Annotated in this window: 19 protein-coding genes and 1 pseudogene; 14 read left to right on the plus strand and 6 right to left on the minus strand. The window is 43.7% G+C overall.

Annotated features, from left to right (window positions below; translation table 11 throughout):
• The 3 genes from Tanf_RS15825 to Tanf_RS09645 all read right to left on the minus strand — a co-directional run.
• The coding region (locus Tanf_RS15825) for a winged helix-turn-helix transcriptional regulator (RefSeq protein ID WP_046825735.1) at window positions 1–98 on the minus strand (98 nt) is incomplete at its 3' end.
• Window positions 99–134: 36 nt separating this feature from the next.
• A protein-coding gene (locus tag Tanf_RS14390) for an IS1 family transposase (protein WP_369057636.1) occupies window positions 135–817 on the minus strand; the annotation gives its coding sequence in 2 pieces (ribosomal slippage) (window positions 135–457 and window positions 457–817; 684 coding nt in all).
• 27 nt (window positions 818–844) lie between these two features.
• Complete coding sequence (locus tag Tanf_RS09645) at window positions 845–2236, minus strand: C10 family peptidase (RefSeq protein ID WP_080948612.1); 1392 nt, start codon at window positions 2234–2236, stop codon at window positions 845–847.
• A 556-nt stretch (window positions 2237–2792) separates the two neighbouring features.
• Between Tanf_RS09645 and Tanf_RS15130 the strand changes: the two genes are divergently transcribed.
• The 3 genes from Tanf_RS15130 (at window position 2793) to Tanf_RS09655 (ending at window position 6409) form a co-directional block, all read left to right on the plus strand.
• Window positions 2793–2954 carry a hypothetical protein gene (locus Tanf_RS15130; protein WP_155642545.1) on the plus strand — a complete coding sequence of 54 codons (162 nt, stop codon included), beginning with the start codon at window positions 2793–2795 and terminating at the stop codon, window positions 2952–2954.
• 500 nt (window positions 2955–3454) lie between these two features.
• Window positions 3455–4105, plus strand: coding sequence for an HAD family hydrolase (locus Tanf_RS09650; RefSeq protein ID WP_046825738.1), 651 nt, complete (start codon window positions 3455–3457; stop codon window positions 4103–4105).
• An 84-nt stretch (window positions 4106–4189) separates the two neighbouring features.
• Window positions 4190–6409 carry a RelA/SpoT family protein gene (locus tag Tanf_RS09655; RefSeq protein ID WP_014224828.1) on the plus strand — a complete coding sequence of 740 codons (2220 nt, stop codon included), beginning with the start codon at window positions 4190–4192 and terminating at the stop codon, window positions 6407–6409.
• On the opposite strand, the gene Tanf_RS09660 is transcribed toward Tanf_RS09655, so the two are convergent.
• From Tanf_RS09660 to Tanf_RS09670, 3 genes are all read right to left on the minus strand, one after another.
• The gene (locus tag Tanf_RS09660) at window positions 6398–7825 is read right to left on the minus strand and encodes a CCA tRNA nucleotidyltransferase (protein ID WP_014224827.1); all 1428 of its coding nucleotides are present in this window, start codon (window positions 7823–7825) and stop codon (window positions 6398–6400) included. The genes Tanf_RS09655 and Tanf_RS09660 overlap by 12 nt on opposite strands.
• 114 nt (window positions 7826–7939) lie before the next feature.
• On the minus strand, window positions 7940–8413 hold the full coding sequence (locus Tanf_RS09665; protein ID WP_046825739.1) for a free L-methionine (R)-S-oxide reductase MsrC: 474 nt from the start codon (window positions 8411–8413) through the stop codon (window positions 7940–7942).
• 62 nt (window positions 8414–8475) lie between these two features.
• Complete coding sequence (locus tag Tanf_RS09670) at window positions 8476–9039, minus strand: methyltransferase domain-containing protein (protein ID WP_201774590.1); 564 nt, start codon at window positions 9037–9039, stop codon at window positions 8476–8478.
• Window positions 9040–9692: 653 nt separating this feature from the next.
• Here Tanf_RS09670 and Tanf_RS09675 point away from each other — a divergent pair.
• From Tanf_RS09675 to Tanf_RS09720, 11 genes and pseudogenes are all read left to right on the plus strand, one after another.
• Window positions 9693–10769: a radical SAM/SPASM domain-containing protein gene (locus Tanf_RS09675; RefSeq protein WP_041590733.1), complete on the plus strand. Its 1077-nt coding sequence runs from the start codon at window positions 9693–9695 to the stop codon at window positions 10767–10769.
• Window positions 10766–11830, plus strand: coding sequence for a Gfo/Idh/MocA family protein (locus tag Tanf_RS09680; protein WP_041590732.1), 1065 nt, complete (start codon window positions 10766–10768; stop codon window positions 11828–11830). The genes Tanf_RS09675 and Tanf_RS09680 overlap by 4 nt, the downstream gene beginning before the upstream one ends.
• 259 nt (window positions 11831–12089) lie before the next feature.
• Window positions 12090–12509: a type II 3-dehydroquinate dehydratase gene (gene aroQ, locus Tanf_RS09685; protein ID WP_014224820.1), complete on the plus strand. Its 420-nt coding sequence runs from the start codon at window positions 12090–12092 to the stop codon at window positions 12507–12509.
• Complete coding sequence (gene pyk, locus Tanf_RS09690; protein ID WP_046825740.1) at window positions 12506–13951, plus strand: pyruvate kinase; 1446 nt, start codon at window positions 12506–12508, stop codon at window positions 13949–13951. The genes aroQ and pyk overlap by 4 nt, the downstream gene beginning before the upstream one ends.
• Before the next feature lie 18 nt (window positions 13952–13969).
• Window positions 13970–14599 (plus strand): O-methyltransferase, encoded by a 630-nt coding sequence (locus Tanf_RS09695; RefSeq protein ID WP_014224818.1) that lies wholly within the window; start codon window positions 13970–13972, stop codon window positions 14597–14599.
• Window positions 14600–14696: 97 nt separating this feature from the next.
• Window positions 14697–15266, plus strand: a complete 570-nt coding sequence (locus tag Tanf_RS09700; protein WP_014224817.1) for an RNA polymerase sigma-70 factor — start codon at window positions 14697–14699, stop codon at window positions 15264–15266.
• A gap of 82 nt (window positions 15267–15348) precedes the next feature.
• A complete protein-coding gene (locus Tanf_RS09705) occupies window positions 15349–16359 on the plus strand; it encodes a FecR family protein (RefSeq protein WP_140230683.1) in 1011 nt (336 codons plus the stop codon).
• 345 nt (window positions 16360–16704) lie between these two features.
• Complete coding sequence (locus Tanf_RS09710; RefSeq protein WP_236684428.1) at window positions 16705–20025, plus strand: TonB-dependent receptor; 3321 nt, start codon at window positions 16705–16707, stop codon at window positions 20023–20025.
• A gap of 12 nt (window positions 20026–20037) precedes the next feature.
• Window positions 20038–21579: a RagB/SusD family nutrient uptake outer membrane protein gene (locus Tanf_RS09715; protein ID WP_046825741.1), complete on the plus strand. Its 1542-nt coding sequence runs from the start codon at window positions 20038–20040 to the stop codon at window positions 21577–21579.
• Between the two features lie 55 nt (window positions 21580–21634).
• Window positions 21635–21709: pseudogene (locus Tanf_RS16170) on the plus strand (hypothetical protein); the annotation flags it as partial.
• Window positions 21710–21754: 45 nt separating this feature from the next.
• On the plus strand, window positions 21755–22549 hold the full coding sequence (locus Tanf_RS09720; RefSeq protein WP_052449078.1) for an endonuclease/exonuclease/phosphatase family protein: 795 nt from the start codon (window positions 21755–21757) through the stop codon (window positions 22547–22549).
• Window positions 22550–22694 lie beyond the last annotated feature (145 nt).

A 22694-nucleotide genomic window follows, 5' to 3' on the forward strand; every position in this document is an offset into this window, starting at 1 on the left:
ATGCCGGGAATGGCACGTTTGAGTTCTCCGTAACGGATTATTCTGCGGTTGATTTGGAAGATGATGAGCAGTGTCCACTTTCCGGTGAAAATCTGCATAGACTTTCGTACGGGACATTTATCGTCTGGGTATTGTTAAACACATATAGCTAGCTCGTTGTTTAGTTTTAGAAAAAGTAATTTTAGGGATTTTTCTATCATATGTTTTGCCTTACTATAACACTTCCCTTTTCGTTTGAACCTTGCTAAATAATGCCTTATTCTGCTATTATAACCTTCGACTGTATAAGTTTCTGCCTTCGTTTGAATGTGTTTTACATTAGGAAGAAATTCCTTATAGCTCTTCCAATAGTCAGAATAATACACAGATGCAGGAATGTTTTTTATCTTCTTCCAAAGCTTCATCCCCGTATCTGTGCTTCTGTCCCCACAGACAAAAGAGATAAATCGTTTTCCAAATCGATCAACAGCAATCCATACCCAACAGTAGTTTTTTTTGAACCTATATATGTGTGCATCTCATCTAATTCAACAACTGAAACAGGTTCCTCTTTTTGTGGTAAAGCCACCCTTTCACCCCATTCTTTTACCCAATAGTAAACAATTGTATGACTTATTTTCAATATGCGTCCGATTGCTCTAAAACCTAAGCCCTCCAAGTACATCTCCAAAGCTAATCTACGAGTAGCAGCTGATTTTGTATTAGATTTCTGTTGAACAGTATAACGATAATGACAATCTTTACAATAATGGCGCTGACGACCACCGACAATGCCATCTTTACGATGATTTATGCTTCCACATCTTGGACAATCCATAGTTTTTTTTCAGCAAAGATAATGGTACTATATAAATTTAACAATACCCAATTTATCTCTTGTTTTTTTATCCTTATCCGGACGCGTATAAGGGTTGCGTGGATCGTTTTCATCCTCGAGTTCCCAAGTAAAAGTGCCTTCTCCGGTGTCAAATATTCCGTCGATATAATAACCGTCGCACTGACCGCCCCACCCGAAATTGCAATGTACCAAACGTCGGTCCAAATTGCCGTTTGTCATATTTTCTATATACCCGTCTATTACCCAGGCATGACCATCTGAATATTTATTAAAAAAAATCCAAGTGTGTGATTTAGTAGCATTGGCTCTCACATATACTAATTTTTTGGCGTCAAGCGCTTTAACAGTCTCCTCTCCATTATAATCGCTTAATCCGGATGCGGAAAGTCCTCCCCAATCATTCAACCAGTCGATTGCTTTTTCACTCTTTGCTCCCGTTCCTTTATTAGAATAGTCCGCTTTAAGTGCAACTCCCAGATAGCGCATTAATCGGGCAACCTCATACGATGATTCATGGTGTAAATCTTTATCCAATGTGCCATATCTTTTACCATTTGCAATAGATTTACTATCGGCAATGATCCGGTCCCAATTCAAAGTTGCCGTGCCATGATTCGAGTTTAAATCATTTCCTTGATTTGTATTGTATGTAATCTGCCCCACACATCTGAAATAAGAGATGATTTGAGCGGTTGCCGTTATTACACATCCCGTATAGCCACGACCATTCGAAGTCTGGATACCGTCCACATAAGGACTGCAATTATTGTACGGTGAACTTTGGTCCCATTTTACAGAAAGCAGAGGATAGACTTTTCGTCCGGGATTTCCCCCTCCCCAACCGGGAGTAGATGTGCTTATCATCTTGCCGTTATTTGTAACGGAATAGTTTTTGATATCATAAGCAGCTTTTTTTAGAGAGCGTTCTACACATAGCATAAATCCAGGGTTATCAACTTTATCTATGCTGTCCATCGAAAAGTTTCCTTCATCGATAATCGCATAGATAGGATCCGTACGTTTATCTGCAGCAACAAGTGCGAAGCCTTTATTATCTTCAAAATTTACAATATACATCAGCGTGTCGATGCCTTTGGATGTATTACCTGCACGAGTATAAACCTGGTGATTATTCGAACTTATCACTTCAACATTTCTTATGCTATAATCGTGCGATATAGAAGAATTACCTCCGGACACCCGTAAATCTACCCCATTCATCATTTCCATAAATTGAGAAAGAGTTTCTTTTGCCTCATCAATGGAAACTCTATAATTAGTGTTCGCGCGTTTATCCTCTATCCTGTTGGACTCTGACAATTCTGCAATTTCATCATTGCAACTCATTACAAAAATAGCCGCGAATATTGAGGCTACAAATAATTTAACTGATTTCATTTTACCTATTATTTTATATTCCTAATTTGTTCATTTTATACCGGTTAAATTTTATTTGAAAAAATACTGTTTTATTTTATTGGCAAAGTCCATTGGTCATGCCAATTATACATGTATTATTTTTAAATGAATATCCGTGTTTGTACCTAAAAGCTCCATTAAACTATTTAATAACAATAATTTGGATGTATGGATTGGGGAGGGAATAAATTTCTGTATATCAGCAATATATAATTAATTTTAGGCATATATACGGACATTTATATATTTTTATTTCTTTAAAAAAGCTTATTTACTCCCTTTTAGAGATGGCGAAAGTATAATGCTTTAAGCAAAGCGGCAAGTATTTTTGTTGTTTTTTTACATGTTATATAACATGTTTTACAATCCGTTGTATGTCGTACCATTTTTTCTTCGTTCTATAAAGACGAAGACGCCTATCATCTTCAAATTATAAGTTTCTTGTGCCAGGATATTTTATCCCAGATTCCACATTAAGCACAAAAGAAAGTATTGTAAACAATTTAAACTGTCAGCTGGTCAACTGGAGAATACTGTGTCCATTGGTTGGCATCCGACCGACGTGCTGCTGTCTTCTACCGGGTTTGCGTCGGATCGTACGAATTTTCGGGGCGATGCAACACAACGGTTGTATCTGGCCGTCAGTTGTCAGCCGTCAGCGTTCGGATTTTACCGCACGTTTGATGGCTATTCCTGACTATCCTGAAAATAATCATTAGCCATTCATAATTATGTCGGGCTTTCAGCCCTCCGCCGAGGAGATTGCCTTTTTCCCAACGCTTCGCTTCGCTACGCATTGGGCTGAATTAATACGCCCTTTCAGGGCTGTTGAAGCATTCAGCTATCAACTGTCAGCATTCAGCCAAAAATCAGCGACTTAACAGCTCAACGCCCGCAAGGGGCACAAAGGCTGAAAGTCCGATCTATTTCAGCCCCATCCCATAAGGTTGGGGTATCGATGCCCATACCTTGTTTTAATAAGCATTCAGCCATCAGCCAACAAACACCTCAACAATTCAACACCTCAATGCCCGCAGGGCTTCACGTTTCACTCTTCGTTTTTCGTTTTTCACTTTTCACTAATATAGATTCGTAACCGTCGGTCTTTTCAGAGTAGAAAAGAGATAGGGGAAAAGCCCGGAAAGCCATAAAAAATAATATCTTTGTACTCGGATTTTACGCGAAAACGTGATCAAGATGGACAAAACGAAACCGATAGCCGCTCTGTTCGATCTGGATGGGGTGATATTCGACACCGAAACGCATTATACACGTTTCTGGAGAGAGCTGGCGCCGATACTTCAACCCGATATACCCGATTTTGGGAGCATCATCAAGGGGCAAACGCTGATACAGATATTCGAGAAGTATTTTAAGGATCAGCGCGAAGCGCAGCAATTGATTCTCGACCGTTTGGCGGAGTTCGAGAGCGCCATGCGCTACGATTATATTCCGGGGATCGAAATGCTTATAGAAGTATTGCAACGAAACGGGGTGCGTATGGCAGTGGTGACAAGTTCGGACCAAGCCAAGATGACGCATGTTCACCGGGCTCATCCGGAGTTGGGGCAGATTTTCGAGCATATCCTCACGGCCGAGATGTTTGTCCGGTCGAAACCCGCTCCCGACGCTTATCTGCTGGCTGCCGAGACGTGCGGTACGGTGCCGGAGAACTGCATCGTTTTTGAAGATTCGTTTCACGGGATCGAGTCGGGGCGCCGGGCGAGTATGAAGGTGGTCGGGCTGGCTACGACGAACCCGGCCGAAGCCATCGAAGGGCTGTGCGACCTCGTGATTCCCGATTTCCGCGGCTTCACCTACGAACAGATGCTTGCGCTGCTCGACTGAGAGGAGCGCGTTGCCGGTCGCACCGGCCACATCAGATCCTGATCCGAATCATTATTATTTTTACGAATTTACAGACTCATCGCTATGGATAAGACAATGCCTTTTTTTACACCGGAGGAAAAGAAAGAGTTTTTCACGACCTATCGTCTGTTGTTTTCACATTTGTCGTATTGCTTGCAGAAAGAGGATGCGCCGAAGATGAAAAGCCTGATGAGACGGGTCGTCGCACTCGACTGTTACGGACGTGACCGCAACGGGATCAACGGCTTGTTGCGTAATATCAACACGGCGCTGATTGCGACGAGAGATATCGGACTGAAACGAACGTCCGTCATCGCGCTGTTACTTTATCGGCCGGTGATGAAAGAGGCTGTCACACTCGATGAAGTGGAATGTACTTTCGACGACGAGGTGGCGCTGATGATTCGCCGTCTGCTGAAAACCTCCGATCTCTATGCCCGTAATACGGCCGTCAACTCCGAGAATTTTCATCACTTGCTCTTTTCGTTTGCCGAAGACGTGCGCGTCATCCTGATCATGATTGCCGACCGCCTCTGCATGATGCGCATGGGCAAGCAGATCAGGGACGAAAAGGATCGTATCCGGTTGGCTACGGAGGTATCGTATCTCTACGCGCCGCTGGCGCATCGACTCGGTCTTTATACCATCAAGAGCGAGTTGGAAGATTTGTCGCTGAAATACATCGATCCGAAAAAGTATCAGTACATCAAAACGAAGCTGAACGAGACAAAACGTTCGCGCGACGAATATATTGCCGAATTTATCAGACCCGTACAGGAGAAACTCGAAGCGTCGGGGCTGAAATTCGATATCAAAGGACGCACGAAGTCCATCCACTCGATCAACAACAAACTGAGGAAACAAAACATCGATTTCGAAGGGATCTACGACTTGTTTGCCATCCGTGTCATTCTCGATTCGCCGCTCGACAAAGAACGTTCGGAATGCTGGCAGGTATTCTCGATCATCACCGATATGTATCAGCCGAATCCGAAGCGGATGAAAGACTGGATTTCCGTGCCTAAGAGTAACGGCTACGAGAGCTTGCATATCACGGTACTCGGGCCGAAGAACCGATGGGTCGAAGTGCAGATACGGACACGCCGGATGGACGAAGTGGCCGAACGAGGCCTGGCCGCACACTGGAAATACAAGGGGATCAGGGAAGAGCATGGATTAGATGAGTTTCTGAGTGATGTCCGCGCCATGCTCGAGACGCAGACCTCGAACCCGATGGACATGATGAAGGAGTTCCGGATGGACCTTTATCAGGATGAGATTTATGTATTTACGCCGACCGGCGAACTGATTAAACTGGGGAAAGGTGCGACGGTGCTCGATTTTGCGTTTGCCATTCATTCGAAGGTAGGCAGTCGGTGCGTGTCGGGGAAAGTGAACGGCAAGAACGTGTCGATTCGTCATCTGTTGCGTAACGGCGACTCGGTCGAAGTAGTTACCTCCCAGACCCAGACACCGAAACGCGACTGGCTCTCGTTCGTGACCACCTCGAAAGCGCGTTCGAAAATCAAACAGGCCTTGCGCGAAGAGTCGGCCAAAGCCGTCGAATATGCGAAGGAATCGTTGCAGCGGCGTTTTAAGAACCGGAAGATTGAAGTAGAAGAGGCTCTGCTGATGCGTTATATCAAAAAGAGCGGTTTCAAGACGGTGACGGATTTTTATATCCATTTGGCCGAAGGGAAATCGGATGTGAATAAAATCATCGACGATTACCTTGATTTCGGACGGAAAGAGCGGGAAGCGGCCGAACACATGGAGAATCGGAGCGCGGAAGAGTATATTACGACAACGGAGGCCGAAACGATTTCCTCGCATCAGGATGTACTTGTCATCGACAAAGACCTGACGGGTATTGAATACAAACTGTCGAAATGCTGTAATCCGATCTTCGGCGACGCGATCTTCGGATTCGTTTCCACACGTGGCATCAAGATTCACCGCACGAACTGTCCGAATGCGCAGGAGATGTTCAGCAAGTTCGGTTATCGCGTCATTCAGGCGCGCTGGAGCGGCAAAGGGACGGACGGATACGCGGTTACGTTGCGGATTATCGGGAACGACGATATCGGAATTGTGACGAACATCACGTCGGTCATCGGCAAGGAAGACGGTGTTTCGCTGCGTTCACTCCAGATCGATTCGGTCGACGGACTGTTTCAGGGCAACTTCACCGTGATGGTCAAAGATACTTCCGCGCTGAACATGCTGACGAAGAAAATCCGAACAGTCAAAGGTGTGAAAAGTGTCGACCGGTTAAACACGTGAAAGCCCCATCTTGGCGGCTTTCTCGTGCATGAAACGTACCGCCGCCTCGTACTCGTTGGGGATGACCCCGTCGAGGATCGCGTTTTTAATCGCTTCCTTGAGCACTCCGACAGGTTGCGAGGGCGGCAGACCGAACGTCGCCATAATCTCCTCGCCCGAAACGGGCGGCTGAAAGTTCCGCACCCGGTCTTTCTCCTCGATCTGCGCCATTTTTTTACGTACTAAACGGAAATTATTCAGGAAACGGCGCACTTTCTCGGGGTTCTTGCTCGTGATATCGGCTTCGCAGAGCTTCATCAGGTCGTCCACATCATCGCCGGCTTCGAAGAGCAGCCGACGGATGGCCGAGTCGGTCACCTCGTCGTCTGCCAGACTGATCGGGCGCATGTGCAGCGAAACGAGTTTCTGCACGTATTTCATCTTCTCGTTCATCGGCAGTTTCATCCTTCGGAAGATGCCGGGGATCATTTTTTCGCCGATGAAATTATGGTTGTGGAACGTCCAGCCGAGACGGTTGTCAAAACGTTTGACAGCCGGCTTGGCAATGTCGTGCAGCAGCGCTGCCCAGCGCAGCCACAGGTCGTTCGTTGTACGACTCAGCCGGTCGAGTACCATCAGCGTATGGGCGAAGTTATCCTTATGCCCGATGCCTTCTTTCGTCTCGACGCCCTTAAGGGCGCACAGTTCGGGGAAGATCAGTTCCAGTAATCCGCATTTGTCGAGCAGCTCGAACCCGATCGAGGGCTTGGGCGACAGCACGATCTTATTCAACTCGTCGGCGATACGCTCTTTCGAGATGATCCCGATACGCTCTCTGTTGCGTGTCATGGCGTCGAACGTATTGGGATCGATAAAGAAGCCGAGCTGCGATGCAAAACGCACGGCGCGCATCATGCGCAGCGGATCGTCGTTGAACGTCGTGTCCGGATCGAGCGGCGTGACGATACGCAAGTCTTCCATATCTTCCACCCCTCCGAACGGATCAACCAGTTCACCGTAGCGATCGCCATTCAGACACAGGGCCAAGGCGTTGATCGTAAAATCACGGCGGTTCTGATCATCTTCGAGCGTTCCGTCTTCGACGATTGGCTTGCGGCTGTCTCGCCGGTACGACTCTTTGCGCGCCCCGACGAACTCCAGCTCCAGCTCTCCGTGCTTCACCTGTGCCGTGCCGAAATTTTTGAAGACCGACAGATGTGCCTTTCTGCCCAACCGTTTCGCCACGGCCTTGGCCAACTCGATGCCGCTCCCGACCGTTACTACGTCGATATCTTTCGACGGACGGCGCAGGAAAATATCGCGCACATAGCCGCCAATGACGTATGTTTCCAGCCCCAGCTCGTCGGCCGTTTCCGAGATCAACGGGAAAGGCTGCTCAGAAAGGACTCTCTCTATATCTGCTTCGTAATAAAACATGCTCCGGTTGTTTTTGAGCGTGCAAAGATAGTGCAAGTCGGCTGTAGAACAAAACGACCTGCTTCTTTTATGCCTCTGTTCCGAGCAGTTCTTCCCCGGTTCGGCCGAACGATATTACCATGGGAAAGTCTGCACGAGCTTCTCCAGCCAGACCGCGTCAACATGGTCGAACGTCGCATACTCTTTACTGTCGATATCGAGTACCGCTACGACTTCACCGTCGCGTATCATCGGAACAACGATCTCCGACTTCGAGGCGGAGCTGCATGCGATGTGTCCGGGAAAAGTATTCACATCGTCGACCACAAGCGTACACCGCTCTTTCCAGGCGGTGCCACACACTCCTTTTCCGTGACGGATACGCGTGCAAGCTACCGGTCCCTGAAAAGGAGCCAGTACTAACTCCTCTTCACGCACGACATAAAAACCAACCCACAAGAAGCCGAACGTCGTTTGGAGAGCAGCTACAAAATTGGCCATATTGGCCACTCTGTCAGACTCGCCCGAGAGCAAACCTTTCATCTGCGGCAGCAACGTTGCATACTTCTCCGACTTCCCTCCCTGATGAATGATTATTTCTTCAGCCATAGTGAAATAGTCTTATAAACGGTTACATAATCGAGCTGCAAAAATAATTTTTCTCTTTCAGATTATGTTATAATGACACTGTAATCCATTACAAATCCGAAAAGACGGTTGCCTTTGATGGTGACGTTTTGAGCACCGGCTTCCCGGCACAAATCAATGATTCGTTTCTTCGACAATAAGTACATATAGTCTCCTGCCGCCCATGATTTCCCGATACGCCTTAAATATCGGTCAAAAAAAGTTTTGGGCAACCAGTGTAAAAACAGTGTCCGGGTATGCAGTTCGACGGGAAAATAAACGTTCGGTGTTGTGAAATAAACCGTGCGACATGTACGCAGTAACTCTTTTAGGAATAAAAGCTGCCTGTCTTTTCCCCCGACATGTTCGATAACAGCGTTACTCCACCCGATGTCGAAGGTTTTGTCGGCAAAAGGGAAAACTTTTCCGTCATAAAGTACAGTCTCGACATCCGGATAGTTCTTTGTAAATTCGTCTTTGCCTCCCACTCCGAGCGCCGTTATCTTCGCTCGAAACGGATAGTGTTTTTCCAGATAATTATCGATCGGTGAAAATTCATGGTTGGCAAACCCTACATCCAACACTTTTGTATCGGCTGTAAACCCCACCCTCTCTTTTTAAAATACTTGTATTTGCGATCTCTGTTCTTTTTGCTGATAGCGTTTGCTATTGATCGTTTCATGGGTGTCTTTTATTGTCTATTTCCAAGAGATAAAGAGCAGCAAGGTGCAGCCCCTTATCTCTGAATATATGTTATTTGCTGATCCATTCCTCCTTTAAAGATAAGTGATACACCTATCGGTATAGACAGATGATTCGCCACTGTGCAGTTCTCAGATACTACATACGTTGTATTTGGAGACAGCGCATTCATGTGATTCTTAAATTCTCTTTCCATAAGTGTTCTATTTAAATTTAATACAAATTTATATGCTTAAAACAAGACAGACAATATAAAAATAGTTAAAATTCATCCTGTAATGGGAGGAAAATCGATGATTTTTGCACCGTAGGTTCGACTTTATCATTCATTACTTTTAAGCATAAAAATCAAAACATTGCAGAAAATTCTCTTATTAAACTTAACAGAGAAAGCTATAGAAGAAAATTGAATCTAAAGCAGTGCACAGAAACATGCATATAAAAAATGCGTCAGTCATTTCTTGGCCGTTTCATTTTGATCCTGTAATTTTGGGGGCGATAATTTCCGGTATAAATCAAACTAATTTATTGTTGAATAGAAAATTACGATCCAAACACAATGTATAACTTTTTAGATTATCTAACAACAGGAGGGTCTTTTATAAAAAATGTAATGTTCCCCACAAACAAGACCTTATCCTCTTTAATGATTTATTCGACTTCACTTTGTCAGTCACGTTGCAGGCATTGCTCCATTTGGGAAAAGACCCCTGTGGAGCATTTGCCGCTAAAAGACATTGTTCATATAATGTCAAGCAAATGCGTAACGAAAAGAACAACAGTTGGCTTGGAGGGCGGAGAATTTGTTTTACATCCGGAAGCTGATGCAATACTGAGCTGGTTTCATGAGAATCATAAGAATTATACCTTACTTTCAAACGGATTAGCTCCGAACAAGGTTGTCTCTGCCGTACAGAAATACACTCCCAAACATTTATATCTTTCTTTAGACGGAGGTAACGAAACCTATAAGATCGTCAGAGGCGTCGATGGCTACGACAAAGTTATACAGGTCATCGAACGCTGCAAAGACATTGTACCTGTTTCTCTCATGTTTTGCCTTACGCCCTGGAACTCTTTTGAAGATATGGATTATGTAATTCGGATTGCCCAAAAATATGATATAGATGTAAGAATAGGGATTTATAATACAATGGATTTCTTTGACACGAAGGAAAAATTAATGGATGTCGGTGATGATTATATCAGACAAATCCCAAAATCAATCCATGAGACACAAGAGAATTATGATTTCGTGACTTTATATAATGAATGGAAAAAAGGAAGTCTCAGACTAAGATGTCATAGTATTTATAACGAATTGGTTATACACTCAAACGGAAACGTTCCAATTTGCCAGAATTTAGAGGTTATTCTCGGTAATGTGTATGAGAAATCGCTCGATGAAATTTTCAATTCACGTCAAACGGCAAAGACTATTTGTGAATATTCTCATCATTGTAACCGGTGTTGGATAAACTATCACAGAAAGTTTGATATTATACTCTTACGTTCCGCAGAGAAATTTTTCCCTAAAAGACTCATTGAATTCTTTTACGGGAAATATCAGTGGAATGATGACTTGAACTGTACTTACAAGGCATATTTCAAAAAAATCAAAAATTTAGTCAAATGATAGGGTTCCAAGACATAATAAAAGGTTATAAGCGCAGAAGAGACAATCAATATCTTTCTCAAGTTTATAAAAAGAATTATGCATTTATTGGGTTTGGGAATCATTGCATTCACAATCTTTATCCAATTATTCAACATTTACAGGTCAACGTAAAGTATATTTGCTGCTCTTCACCTCAAAAGGCAAAATTGATTCCGCAAAAATTTAAGAATGTCATCGGGACAACTTCGATTGATGATATCTTGAATGATGAAACCATTGCCGGCGTTTTTGTTTCCGCTTCACCTTCTTCCCATTTTGAGATTGCATCGAAAACAATAAAGGCAGGTAAAGCTCTATTCATAGAAAAGCCTCCCTGCATGTGCGTAGAAGAACTGAACGACCTTATTGATAAGCAGCGATTATACGGACCCAATACCATCGTTGTCGGAATGCAGAAAAGGTTTTCTCCCGTTACTGCGATTCTGAGAAAAAAACTCAGAGACAAGCAACTTGTAAGTTACAACTTACATTATCGAGTGGGTCTGTACCCTGAAGGTAATGAACTCTATGATTTATTTATACATCCGATTGATTTAGTCACGTTTCTTTTTGGCGATGCTAAAATCTTAGGTGTTCATAAAACGAACAGCAAAAACGGAGGAAGAACTTACTTGCTTATGCTGGCGCATAATCATATTGCGGGGACACTGGAATTATCCACATCCTATTCCTGGCGAGAAGCGCATGAGGCTATTTGTATCAATACGGAATCGGGTATGTATGACATGCAACAGATGGAAACACTAACCTTTACGCCCTCCTCACTTTCTTTCGGAAAGATTCCCCTTGAGAAAGTTTATACGAGGAACTCTTGCATGACTTCTTTGTATTCAAGGAATAACTTCAATCCCATATTGGCAAATAACCAAATAATCTCACAAGGGTACTTTAACGAAATTAAGGTGTTTGTCGACAGGGTAGAATGTATTAACAAACCTGCTATCCCAACGGATTTTACGTCACTGCGTACCACCTATGAAATCTTAGACAAACTTGACAAAATAGAAGGAACTCTCTGATGCGAGAACCATTCTTCACCGGATGGAGCTTTCGGTCCCTTGCCGACAGCGGTTCTCGAGTGTTTTTCATCGTATTTAAATTAAGAAAAACGATTTGCACTTCTTGGTTGGTGGAATTTATGACGGATCGTTTCATGAAAATAAATGAGAGAAAATTCGTCTTTCTGATGACGGTTCATGGTGAGATTCTCAAAAAAAAGCACTATATTTGTGCGTTGAAGAATGACAAAGATAGCATATTTCCTATAAAAAACAAAGTGTGAAAAAAATTCAAATCATCAACGGGCCTAATCTGAATCTGTTGGGAAAACGGGAGCCGGGAATCTACGGCGACGTCTCGTTCGAAGATTATCTGAGGCAATTGAGGGCAGCCTGTCCGCAATGTGAGATTACCTATTTCCAGAGCAATAGCGAGGGCGAACTGCTCGATAAGATTCATGAAACGGGCTTCGTATGTGACGGTATTGTGCTTAACGCGGGTGCATATGCGCATACGTCAATCGCGTTGCACGACGCAATTAAGGCCGTAACGGCGCCGGTGGTTGAAGTGCATCTCTCGAATATTTACGCACGTGAGACGTTCCGGCATCACTCGTTGCTCTCTCCCGTATGCCAAGGGGTCATTCTCGGATTCGGAATGGACTCGTACCGATTAGCGGTGGAGGCGCTTAATAAATGATTAAACATACGAAAATAGTAGCGACAATCTCAGACCGGCGCTGCGACGTCGAATTTATCCGTTCGCTCTACAAGGCGGGGATGAATGTGGTGCGACTGAACACGGCGCACATGGATGAAGAAGGGTTGAATCGCGTGGTGATGAACACACGCATGGTCTCCGGCCGGATCGGGATTCTGATCGACACGAAAGGTCCGGAAATACGTACCACAAAAACATTGGCCCCGATTGAGTTCAAAGCGGGCGAACAGGTGATGATGAAGGGATGCCCCGACATTGAGACAACCCACGATTGCATTTGTGTTTCGTATCCCGATTTCGTTAAAGACTTGTCGATCGGAAGCGGTATCCTGATCGACGATGGCGACCTGGAGTTGAAGGTGATCAGGAAGGAAACCGACCGGCTGGTGTGTGAGGTGCAGAATAATGCGATATTGGGTAGCCGAAAGAGTGTGAATGTGCCGGGGGTACGTATCAATTTACCCTCACTCACGGAAAGAGACAAGAAGAATATCGAGTGGGCGATTGCGAATAAGCTTGATTTTATTGCTCACTCGTTTGTTCGCAACAAGAAAGATGTGCAGGCCGTGCAGCGCATCCTCGATGCCCGTAAAAGTGCAATCAAGATCATTGCCAAGATCGAGAATCAGGAAGGTGTCGATAATATCGGCGAGATTCTTCAGGCGGCTTATGGAGTGATGATTGCGCGAGGCGATCTGGGTATCGAAGTGCCGGCTGAGCGGATACCGGGTATCCAGCGCATGCTGATCCGCAAATGTGTGGAAGCAAGACGCCCCGTAATCGTTGCTACACAGATGTTGCATTCGATGATTAACAATCCGCGGCCGACACGCGCCGAGGTGACCGATATTGCCAATGCCATCTACTATCGGACGGATGCGTTAATGCTTAGCGGAGAAACAGCCTATGGAAAGTATCCTGTTGAAGCGGTGAAGATGATGGCCAAAGTGGCGCGTGAGGCCGAAAAAACGAAGCTTGCGGAAAACGATATCCGCATCCCGATCGAAGGTACCGAAACGGATGTGACGTCATTCCTGGCCGAACAAGCCGTGAAGTCGTCGGCCAAACTTGGTGTTCGTGCGATTATCTCAGACAGTTATACGGGGCGTACAGCACGTTATCTGGCGGCCTTCCGGGGGCGTGCGGCCGTCTTTGCCATTTGCTATCGACAAGAGGTGATGCGGATGCTCTCGCTCTCGTACGGTGTTTGGGCCGTATTTCAGCCGTGGCAGCCAAGTCGTCGCCAGTATTATTACGATGCCTTGAACCAGTTGATCACAAGCAGTATGCTTACCGAGCAGGACAAGGTGGCTTACCTGAGTGGCAGCTTCGGAGGGGGAGGTGGTACGACCTTTCTCGAAATCAATGATGTACACAGAGTGCTTCAGGGAGGAGAGGAGTACCAGCTACCAACCTTTTAATATTTCGATACTACCGACATGGGCATTGAAGATTATATTCTCCAACATAGCGATGCCGAGCCTCCCATGCTGGCGAAGCTGAACCGTGACGCTCATGTGAAACTGCTCCGTCCGCGTATGATTGCGGGGCCGTTGCAGGGCCGCGCGCTGAAAATGTTCTGCCGCATACTTCGTCCCAAACGAATCTTGGAGATCGGAACGTACACGGGATATGCTACGTTTTGCATGGCCGAAGGGATTGATGAGGATGCGGTCATCCATACGGTCGAGATCAACGACGAGATGGAACCGTTCTTCCGGTTTTATTTCGAACAGTCTCCCGACAAGAAGAAGATTCACCCTCATTGGGGGGACATACGCGATGTGCTTCCGAAGCTTGACGAGACGTTCGATATGGTGTATATCGATGCGGATAAGCGTGATTACTCCACTTACTACGAGATGGTTTTTCCGCGGGTGCGTCCCGGGGGGCTGATTCTTGCCGATAATACGCTCTGGTCGGGAAAGGTGGCGGAGGAAAAGACTCTTTCGTCCGACACTCAGACTCAGGGCATTTTAGCCTTTAATAAAAAAATAAAGGACGATGAGCGAGTCGAGAAGGTAATCCTCCCTCTGCGCGATGGCCTGACACTGATCTGGAAAAAATAACGACAGGGAGATTCGTTGCACTCGCCCGTCTCAAGTCGGACACAAAAATCATCCGTATACGTAGACTGTGCGTGAGGTACTTAATTGGCGATACAAAATGTCAGATGAGCAACAGATATTCGATTATTTAAAGGAAGGGGATGAAGAAGCGTTTTCGTCTCTGTTCCGTAAATACTACAGGGATCTGGTGTTATTTGCCGGAACAATTCTCCCCGATCGGAAGGAACTTTGTGAAGATATCGTACAGAATGTGTTCACGGATTTGTGGAACCGGCGTAACGAGAGAGTTATTAAAACTTCCATCAAAGGTTTTTTATTACAATCGGTTCGGAACGGCTGTTTAGATGAGTTGCGACATGACGGAGTGGTCAGAGTACATGCCGAATACATGGCTTTTTCAAGAATAGACCGTCATTGGGAAACAGAAGAATATATCTTATATTCCGATCTTGAAAACCGGCTGAGAGAAGGTTTGGACAGACTGCCTGAAGAGTACCGTAACGTATTTGTATTGAGACACAATAAGGGGTTGAAAAATAAAGGAATAGCAACAGAATTGCATCTATCGGAGAGAACTGTCGAGGAGCGAATGGCCAAAGCATTGAAATTTCTGCGTCATTTTTTGAGTGATTTTCTTTTCTGGATTACTTTTATAGTTTATTGGTAATTTTGAGGTGTGGGAAAGTCATCATGGAAACGTCTTTTCATAAAAGAACAACATAGACTGATCAAAGAAAATATATCTGAAATTGGAACGAGACATAGAAATACTGGTAGTGAAACTCTTTGACGGAACGATTTCTGCCAAAGAGGAGGAACAACTGAAAAAATGGTATCACGATGACAGAGTGAACAAGTCTGCGTTCGTGAAAATGAAGAGTGTCTGGGATGCGGCACGACCGGCTTTCTCTTCCCGGGCGGTGAACACGGATCAGGCGGAGGCTAACGTATGGAAGAAAATAAGAAGAAGACAGCGATATCGTATGGCCTTTCCGATATGGTGGCAACGAATCTCCGCAGTCATTGTCGTTCCGTTGTTACTGTTATCCGTGTATCTGTTTTTCAGTCGTCCTGCTGCAAAAGATGCTGCATGCTCCCATCAGGAAATCCAGACGCCCCCCGGTACGTACAGCCGGATTTCGTTGCCCGACGGATCAACCGTCTGGTTAAATTCCGGCAGTAAGTTATTGTATACGCTTCCTTTTGTGAAAGATACACGGGAAACCTCCTTGACCGGCGAAGCTTTTTTTGAGATTGAAGCGGACCGCATACACCCTTTTGTCGTCAAAGCAGGGGATATGAGTATCAACGCAACCGGAACCGGATTCAATGTAGAGGCCTATCCTTCCGATACGCTTTGTACTGTCACCTTGGAACAAGGGAAGGTTTCGGTCGATTTACTTCATCGGGAAGGAATACGGGAAATGAAAGCGGGCAATCAATTTGTGTGGAATAAAAATACGGAAAAAGGCCGTATGCGACAGATCGATGCCTTATCGTATGGCAGATGGAGAGAAGGAATACTTATATTCCATGATGAAACTCTTGAGAATATCTTCAAACGAGTCGCAAGAACATATAACGTCGATATATGTGTAAAAGACCCTGTACTCGCCCAACAACACTATCACGCAACTTTCGAACAAGAGTCACTGGACGAAATTCTGGAGCTGCTGCGAATCTCGGCTCCGATCCGTTATGATTTCAAGGGAGAAAGACGAAAGCCGAAAAAAATCATTGACGTATATCGTACCGATTAAATCTCTTTTTCCTATCAACGGCCTTTCGAACCTCCGACATATAAACTTCTTTTCTATAATGAAAGACAGTTTTCTTATTCTACTTATTATGGATGGAAGAGGCATATTTGGTCTTTTTTATTTGATTTTCAGCAGATATACTCCCGGATAAACACTTTGATACGCCAAAAATGAAAGAAAAAATGTGGGATTTTTCTTTTGAAACGTCTTAAATATGTAAAGCGTTAAAAAATCTATGTTAATTATCTAAATATAGAACACATGACAGCACTAACCGTTTCATTCGAAAGAAAGAGAAGAGGAGCATCGTTTTCGGCTTATCGTCGGACAACCTTTCTTCTGTGTATGTTTTTCCTGTTTTACCTGGAAGTTTACTGTGCCGAAGCGCAGACCTCCCTGTCGTTGAGGTTGCAGGATGTACCCTTAGAACAGGTCTTATCCGCTATCGAGACGCAAACAAGCTATCGTTTTTTGTATAACAAAGATCGATTAGATGTTACCCGTAGAGTCAGCATCGATGTACAGAACAAAGAATTGCCCGACGCCTTATCGCAATTGTTTGTCGGTACGGATATCACGTATACGTTAAAAAACAAACAGATTGTGCTGACGCGATTGCCGGTAAAAGGAGTAGGTCCCGATACCCCGGTAAAGACGATATCCGGGATTGTGAGGGACGAGAGAGGAGAGCCGGTGATCGGAGCCAATATAATCGAAAAGGGAGTACCGGGCAACGGAACGATAACGGATGTCGATGGAATGTTTTCGCTGTCGGTTCCGGATAAAGCGATACTTGTAGTTTCTTACATCGGCTATCTGACGCAGGAAGTGCCTGCAGGCGGCGCAAATATGCACATCGTCTTGAAAGATGACACGAAGGCACTGGAGGAAGTTGTCGTGGTGGGGTATGGTGTGCAAAAGAAAGTAAATCTGACAGGAGCTGTATCTTCCGTATCAGGCGACGAGATGATTAAGCGTCCGGTAACTAATCCAACCACCATGCTGCAAGGACAAATGCCGGGTGTTCGTATTGTTCAAGGATTGGGACAGCCCGGGAATGAGTCGACTCAAATTCGCGTACGCGGTCAAGGAACATACAGTAATGCAGGTTCTGACCCGCTGGTACTGATCGATGGAATTCCAGGTTCATTGTCGAAACTGAACGCCAATGATATCGAAAATATTTCTGTATTGAAAGATGCAGCTTCAGCATCTATCTACGGTGCGCGGGCTGCAAATGGCGTAGTGCTTGTTACCACAAAAACAGGTCGTGACAGAGGTTTTAAAATTAACTATAATGCCAACTGGGGTATCCACACGCCTACTAAAATGCTGAAAGTTGTTGTGAACTCGGCTGAATATATGGAGTTGTTTAATGAAGCAAAGAAAAATTCGGGGATATCAACAGGTTTATATACCCAAGAAATGATCGACACGTATCGTAATGCAACCGATAGGGTAAAATATCCCAATTTCGATTGGCTGGACTATATGTTCAATCCGGCACTCGTACAAAATCACAGCCTCTCTTTAAACGGCGGAAACAAAGGTGTAACATATAATATCACAATGGGATACATCCGTCAACCGGGTACAATGAAAGGGTTTCACTTCGATAAATATAATTTCAGAGTAAATGTAAAATCTAATCTGAAAGAATGGATTACGGTTGGCGTAAATATAGCATTGGAAAAAGGAGATCAAAAGAATCCACGCCAGAATCATGATGATGCTTTTCTGTCCACGTTATCGCAAGCCCCTACCTATATGCCGTTTTTACCTGATGGAAAATATGTAAATTCTGCATATGATTTTGAGAGCCATAATAAGAATATGGTAGCAATTGTGGAAAATGATGTCCTGAGAAAAACAACCGATTATGATGTCTCATCACAAATCTGGACGGATATTCAATTGGCTAAAGGACTGAGTTGGTATTCTAAAATGGCGATAAACTTGAGTGATATATCCTTTAAAGATTGGAGGCCTGTTGTAAATACTTATAACTATCATACAGGGAAATTTGCTCGTACACTTGATGTTGGGGGTGAAGGACTGATTGCTCAAAACAGCAGAGAGTATTATACGAACTTTTTTACTTATCTGAAATATGATTTTTGTTTGAACAATACGCATCATTTTGGATTACAGGGTGGATATAGCTATGAATATGACAATTACCAATTTTTGAGAGGATATCGTCAAAAATATGTAACAAATAACTTGCTTGAGTTAAATGCCGGTGCCACAGCTGTGCAAAATGCTTGGGGAAATACAACAGAATGGGCATTACGTTCCTATTTCGGTCGTTTAAACTATAATTATCGAGATCGATATTTACTCGAAGCGAATATACGCTATGATGGGACATCAAGGATTGCCAGAGATTTTCGGTGGGGTGCCTTCCCTTCTTTTTCAGGCGCGTGGAGGATAACAGAAGAAGATTTTATCAAAAAAAATCAGATATATAATTGGTTGACAAGCACTAAACTAAGATTTTCTTACGGATTACTCGGTAATCAAAATATTTATCTGAATAACGATACGCCGTTCCGTTATGCATATCCTTATCCCTATCAGGATCTGCTGAATTTCACAGGCGATTACACATTCGACAATAACACCTTGAGCCCTGGAGTCGCACAATCAGCCCTTGCTAATCCGGCGTTGAAGTGGGAATCGACGGCAGTGACGGATGTTGGTATTGATTTGCAGTTGTTCGGAAAGCTAAATATTACGTACGATTGGTATCGTAAACATACCTACGATATCTTACGCCAAGCCCAAGTCACAGGTTCACTTGGATTAGGAGCACCTTTTGTCAATGGCGGCGATATGTTGAATCTGGGACATGAATTGTCCATACAATACAGTGACCGAATGACTAAAGGTATTTTTTCCGGATTGGAATACAGTGGCGGGTTTTATATCGACCTGTTTAAAAACAAGCTCCTGAAGTTCGGTTCAAGAGAGATCAGCGGATACGTGATACGAGAAAATGATCTTCCATATAATTCATTTTATATGCTCGAAGCAATCGGTATATTCCAAACACAGGAAGAGATCGACAATTCTCCGAAACAATTCTCCGGTGAATTCAAACCCGGTGATCTGAAATATCGGGATGTAAACCAAGATGGGGTAATCAATAATGAAGACCGTACAATTATTCCCGGCAGATTTCCCAAATTTGAATATTCGTTTAACGGAAATGTTTCATGGAAAGGCATCGATTTATCTTTTCTTTTTCAAGGAGTACAGGGACGGCGCATCTATACGGAAGGATGGGGCTTAGAACCGTTTATTCAAGGTGCTGCTCCGACATTGGATTATGTAAAGAATCGGTGGACAGGCCCCGGTACTTCAAATGAATATCCGCGTATATATTTCGGATGGGAGGGAACAAACCCGAATCGTCGACCCAGTACATGGTTTCTACAAGATGCATCATTTTTAAGGCTGAAGAATCTCACTATTGGGTATACTCTTCCTCAATCATTGCTGTCAAAAATGAATATCGAAAAAATAAGACTTTATTTTTCCGGAGACAATCTCCTTACATTTACCCAATATAAGGGGCTCGATCCGGAACGTGCCGGTGACGGGAGATTTGTTCAGTACCCCCAGAATAAAATTGTATCTTTTGGAATTAATGTTGAATTTTGATCATATAAAAAAATGAAACGGATAGGAATATATCTATTAATCATGATTTCAGGCCTGACATCTTGCGGAGATTTAGATATAAATCCGAATGACAGGCCATCGTCGGAAACATTTTGGAAAACAAGTGAGGACATCAATTTAGCACTCACAGCTTGCTATGGAGCTATGCATCGAGACTTGTTTTCGTTCTCGACGCCGTGTTGGGACAATCTCACCGATAACGGATACGGACAACACGCTGAAAGGCAATATGGCATGACAACTAATATGGTCATGGGAAATATCGAACCTTCCTCCGATGGCTTCATATCTGCAGTCTATACGGATGCGTTTGCTGACATTGCTACGGTCAATATTTTTTTAGACAAACTGAAAAAAATTGACAAATTGAACGATATAATTAAAAAACAGTATGAAGCGGAAGCAAGAATGCTACGTGCATATTTTTACAGCTATTTGTACCGTGGATATGGAGAAGTGCCAATTATTAGTGAACCGCTGAATCTTGAAACACAATATCAAGAGAAAAAGCCGATGAGTGATGTATATAAATTTATAATGGATGATATCAGTTTTGCCATAGATAACCTGCCTGATCAAACTTATAGTGAATCGAAAGGACGATGGACCAAGAATGCGGCAAAAGCCTACAAAGCACGGATGATTCTTTTTACGGCATACGATGAGGAAGGCAATATGATCACGAATAAGATGACTGAAGCGAAAACGCTCTTGGGTGAAATAAAAGGCTATGCATTAGCAAATGATTTTTCTGATAATTTTAATGATCTAAAGCAAGAGTCTTCACCGGAAATTATGATGTCGATAAAGTTTTTGGCACCGAATACATCCAGTTCGGCAGACATGTGGTATGCCGATTGGTTAGTTGTAAGCCCTCTCATTAATTTTTTGGAAACTTTTGAGATGAGAGACGGTACCCCGGGACAACCGATTCCCAAAAAGGCAGGGAGCAAATTTCTAATTGACCTTGAGGCTTTCTCTAATACCTCGTTAGCAGATCGTGATCCACGGTTGGCTAAAACTGTCTTTATTGAAAAATACATCATCAATGGAAGCGAATATACAGGAGGAAATGCCAAACCTACAGGAGCTGGTCTGTATAAGTTTTTATCTCCTAATCTGCCCCCTCCTTTCGGTTATAATACGAAAAGTCAGCAAGATTGGGTCATTATGCGTTATGCAGATGTATTATTGATGTTAGCAGAGGCTGAGAATGAACTGAATGGTCCGACAGAATTAGTGTATAAAAGTATTAATGCTATCCGTAAACGTGCATTAATGCCTGAACTTCCTCCAAAGCTAAGCAAGGAACAAATGAGAAATAAAATACGGAATGAACGAAGAATAGAGCTTGCCTTTGAAGGGCATCGCTACTTTGACTTAAAGCGATGGAAAACAGCTATTTCCGTACTTAATGCAGTTGCTGATGCACCAGTCACATATAAATTCGAGAAAAAACACTATCTATGGCCGATACCTCAGTCTGAAATTGATAAAAATAAAGGAAAGTTAGTTCAAAACCCCGATTGGTAAATGATTTGGCCGGTCAGCTGGTGAACCAATCGGGATAAAGAGAGTGTAGTATCTTTATCCCATCCCGATAAGCGAACGTTTGTTAAACCCGAGTTTAACACAAAACCCCGGTTGGAAGGATGGGCTGTGATGAATGATAACAGTGTATTGATTTGATTTTCAAAATATATTAAAAATGAAACAGATGCATATTTTACAAAGTGTCTTTTGCCTTTTCTTGTTGGCATCTTTTATTTATTCTGATTCGGCCGATAAACGGATACAGTATAATGCAGGTGTTGAGAAGGTAAAAATTTTAAGTTATAACATACGAAATGCAAGAGGAACAGATGATGTTACAGACTATGATCGAGTCGCAGGGGTGATCCGGCGAGTTTCGGCTGACTGTGTCGCCATACAGGAATTAGACAGTGCAACCATGCGCAGCAACGGAGACTTTGTCTTGGATGAAATAGCCCGAAGAACGAAAATGTATGCCGTGTTTAATGCTTCGATTGAATACGATGGCGGGAAATACGGTATCGGCATTCTCACAAAAGAGAAACCGATAAAGAAAGAAGCGATTCCTTTACCGGGAAGAGAAGAGGAACGCAGCATGTTACTTGTAGAAACGGATGATTATGTGATTTGCTGTACCCATTGGTCGCTAACCCGTGAAGACAGAATGGCCTCCGTAGAATTAATCAATGAATTAGCTGCTAAATACACGGATAAACCTGTTTTTCTGGCAGGTGACCTGAATGCAGCACCGAATGACCGGGAGATACAAGAATTAAAATTAACCTGGGAGGTTCTTAACAATGAGAAGGAGTATACCTGTCCCTCTGTACATCCCACGAAATGTATCGATTATATTTTAATTAAGAAGGATTTTTCATATCCATATCAAGTTTTAAAGTCAAAAGTAGAGGTTGAGCCCCTTGCTTCTGATCATTCACCGGTATGGGTTGAGATAGGTTTTCATAAATAGGATGGATCGAAAGTTGGGATAAGGTGATAGGGCTGAAAAAGGAGTGATCCGTCATTGTCGGATGAATTGGAATTTCTTTATTTTATCGTACCTTTGTCAGGTACTTCATAGATAGGGGAGGAAGTTGCACATGTTTTTTGTTTTT

Origin of the sequence: Tannerella forsythia, assembly GCF_001006485.1 — a bacterium.
GTDB classification, from domain to species: domain Bacteria; phylum Bacteroidota; class Bacteroidia; order Bacteroidales; family Tannerellaceae; genus Tannerella; species Tannerella forsythia.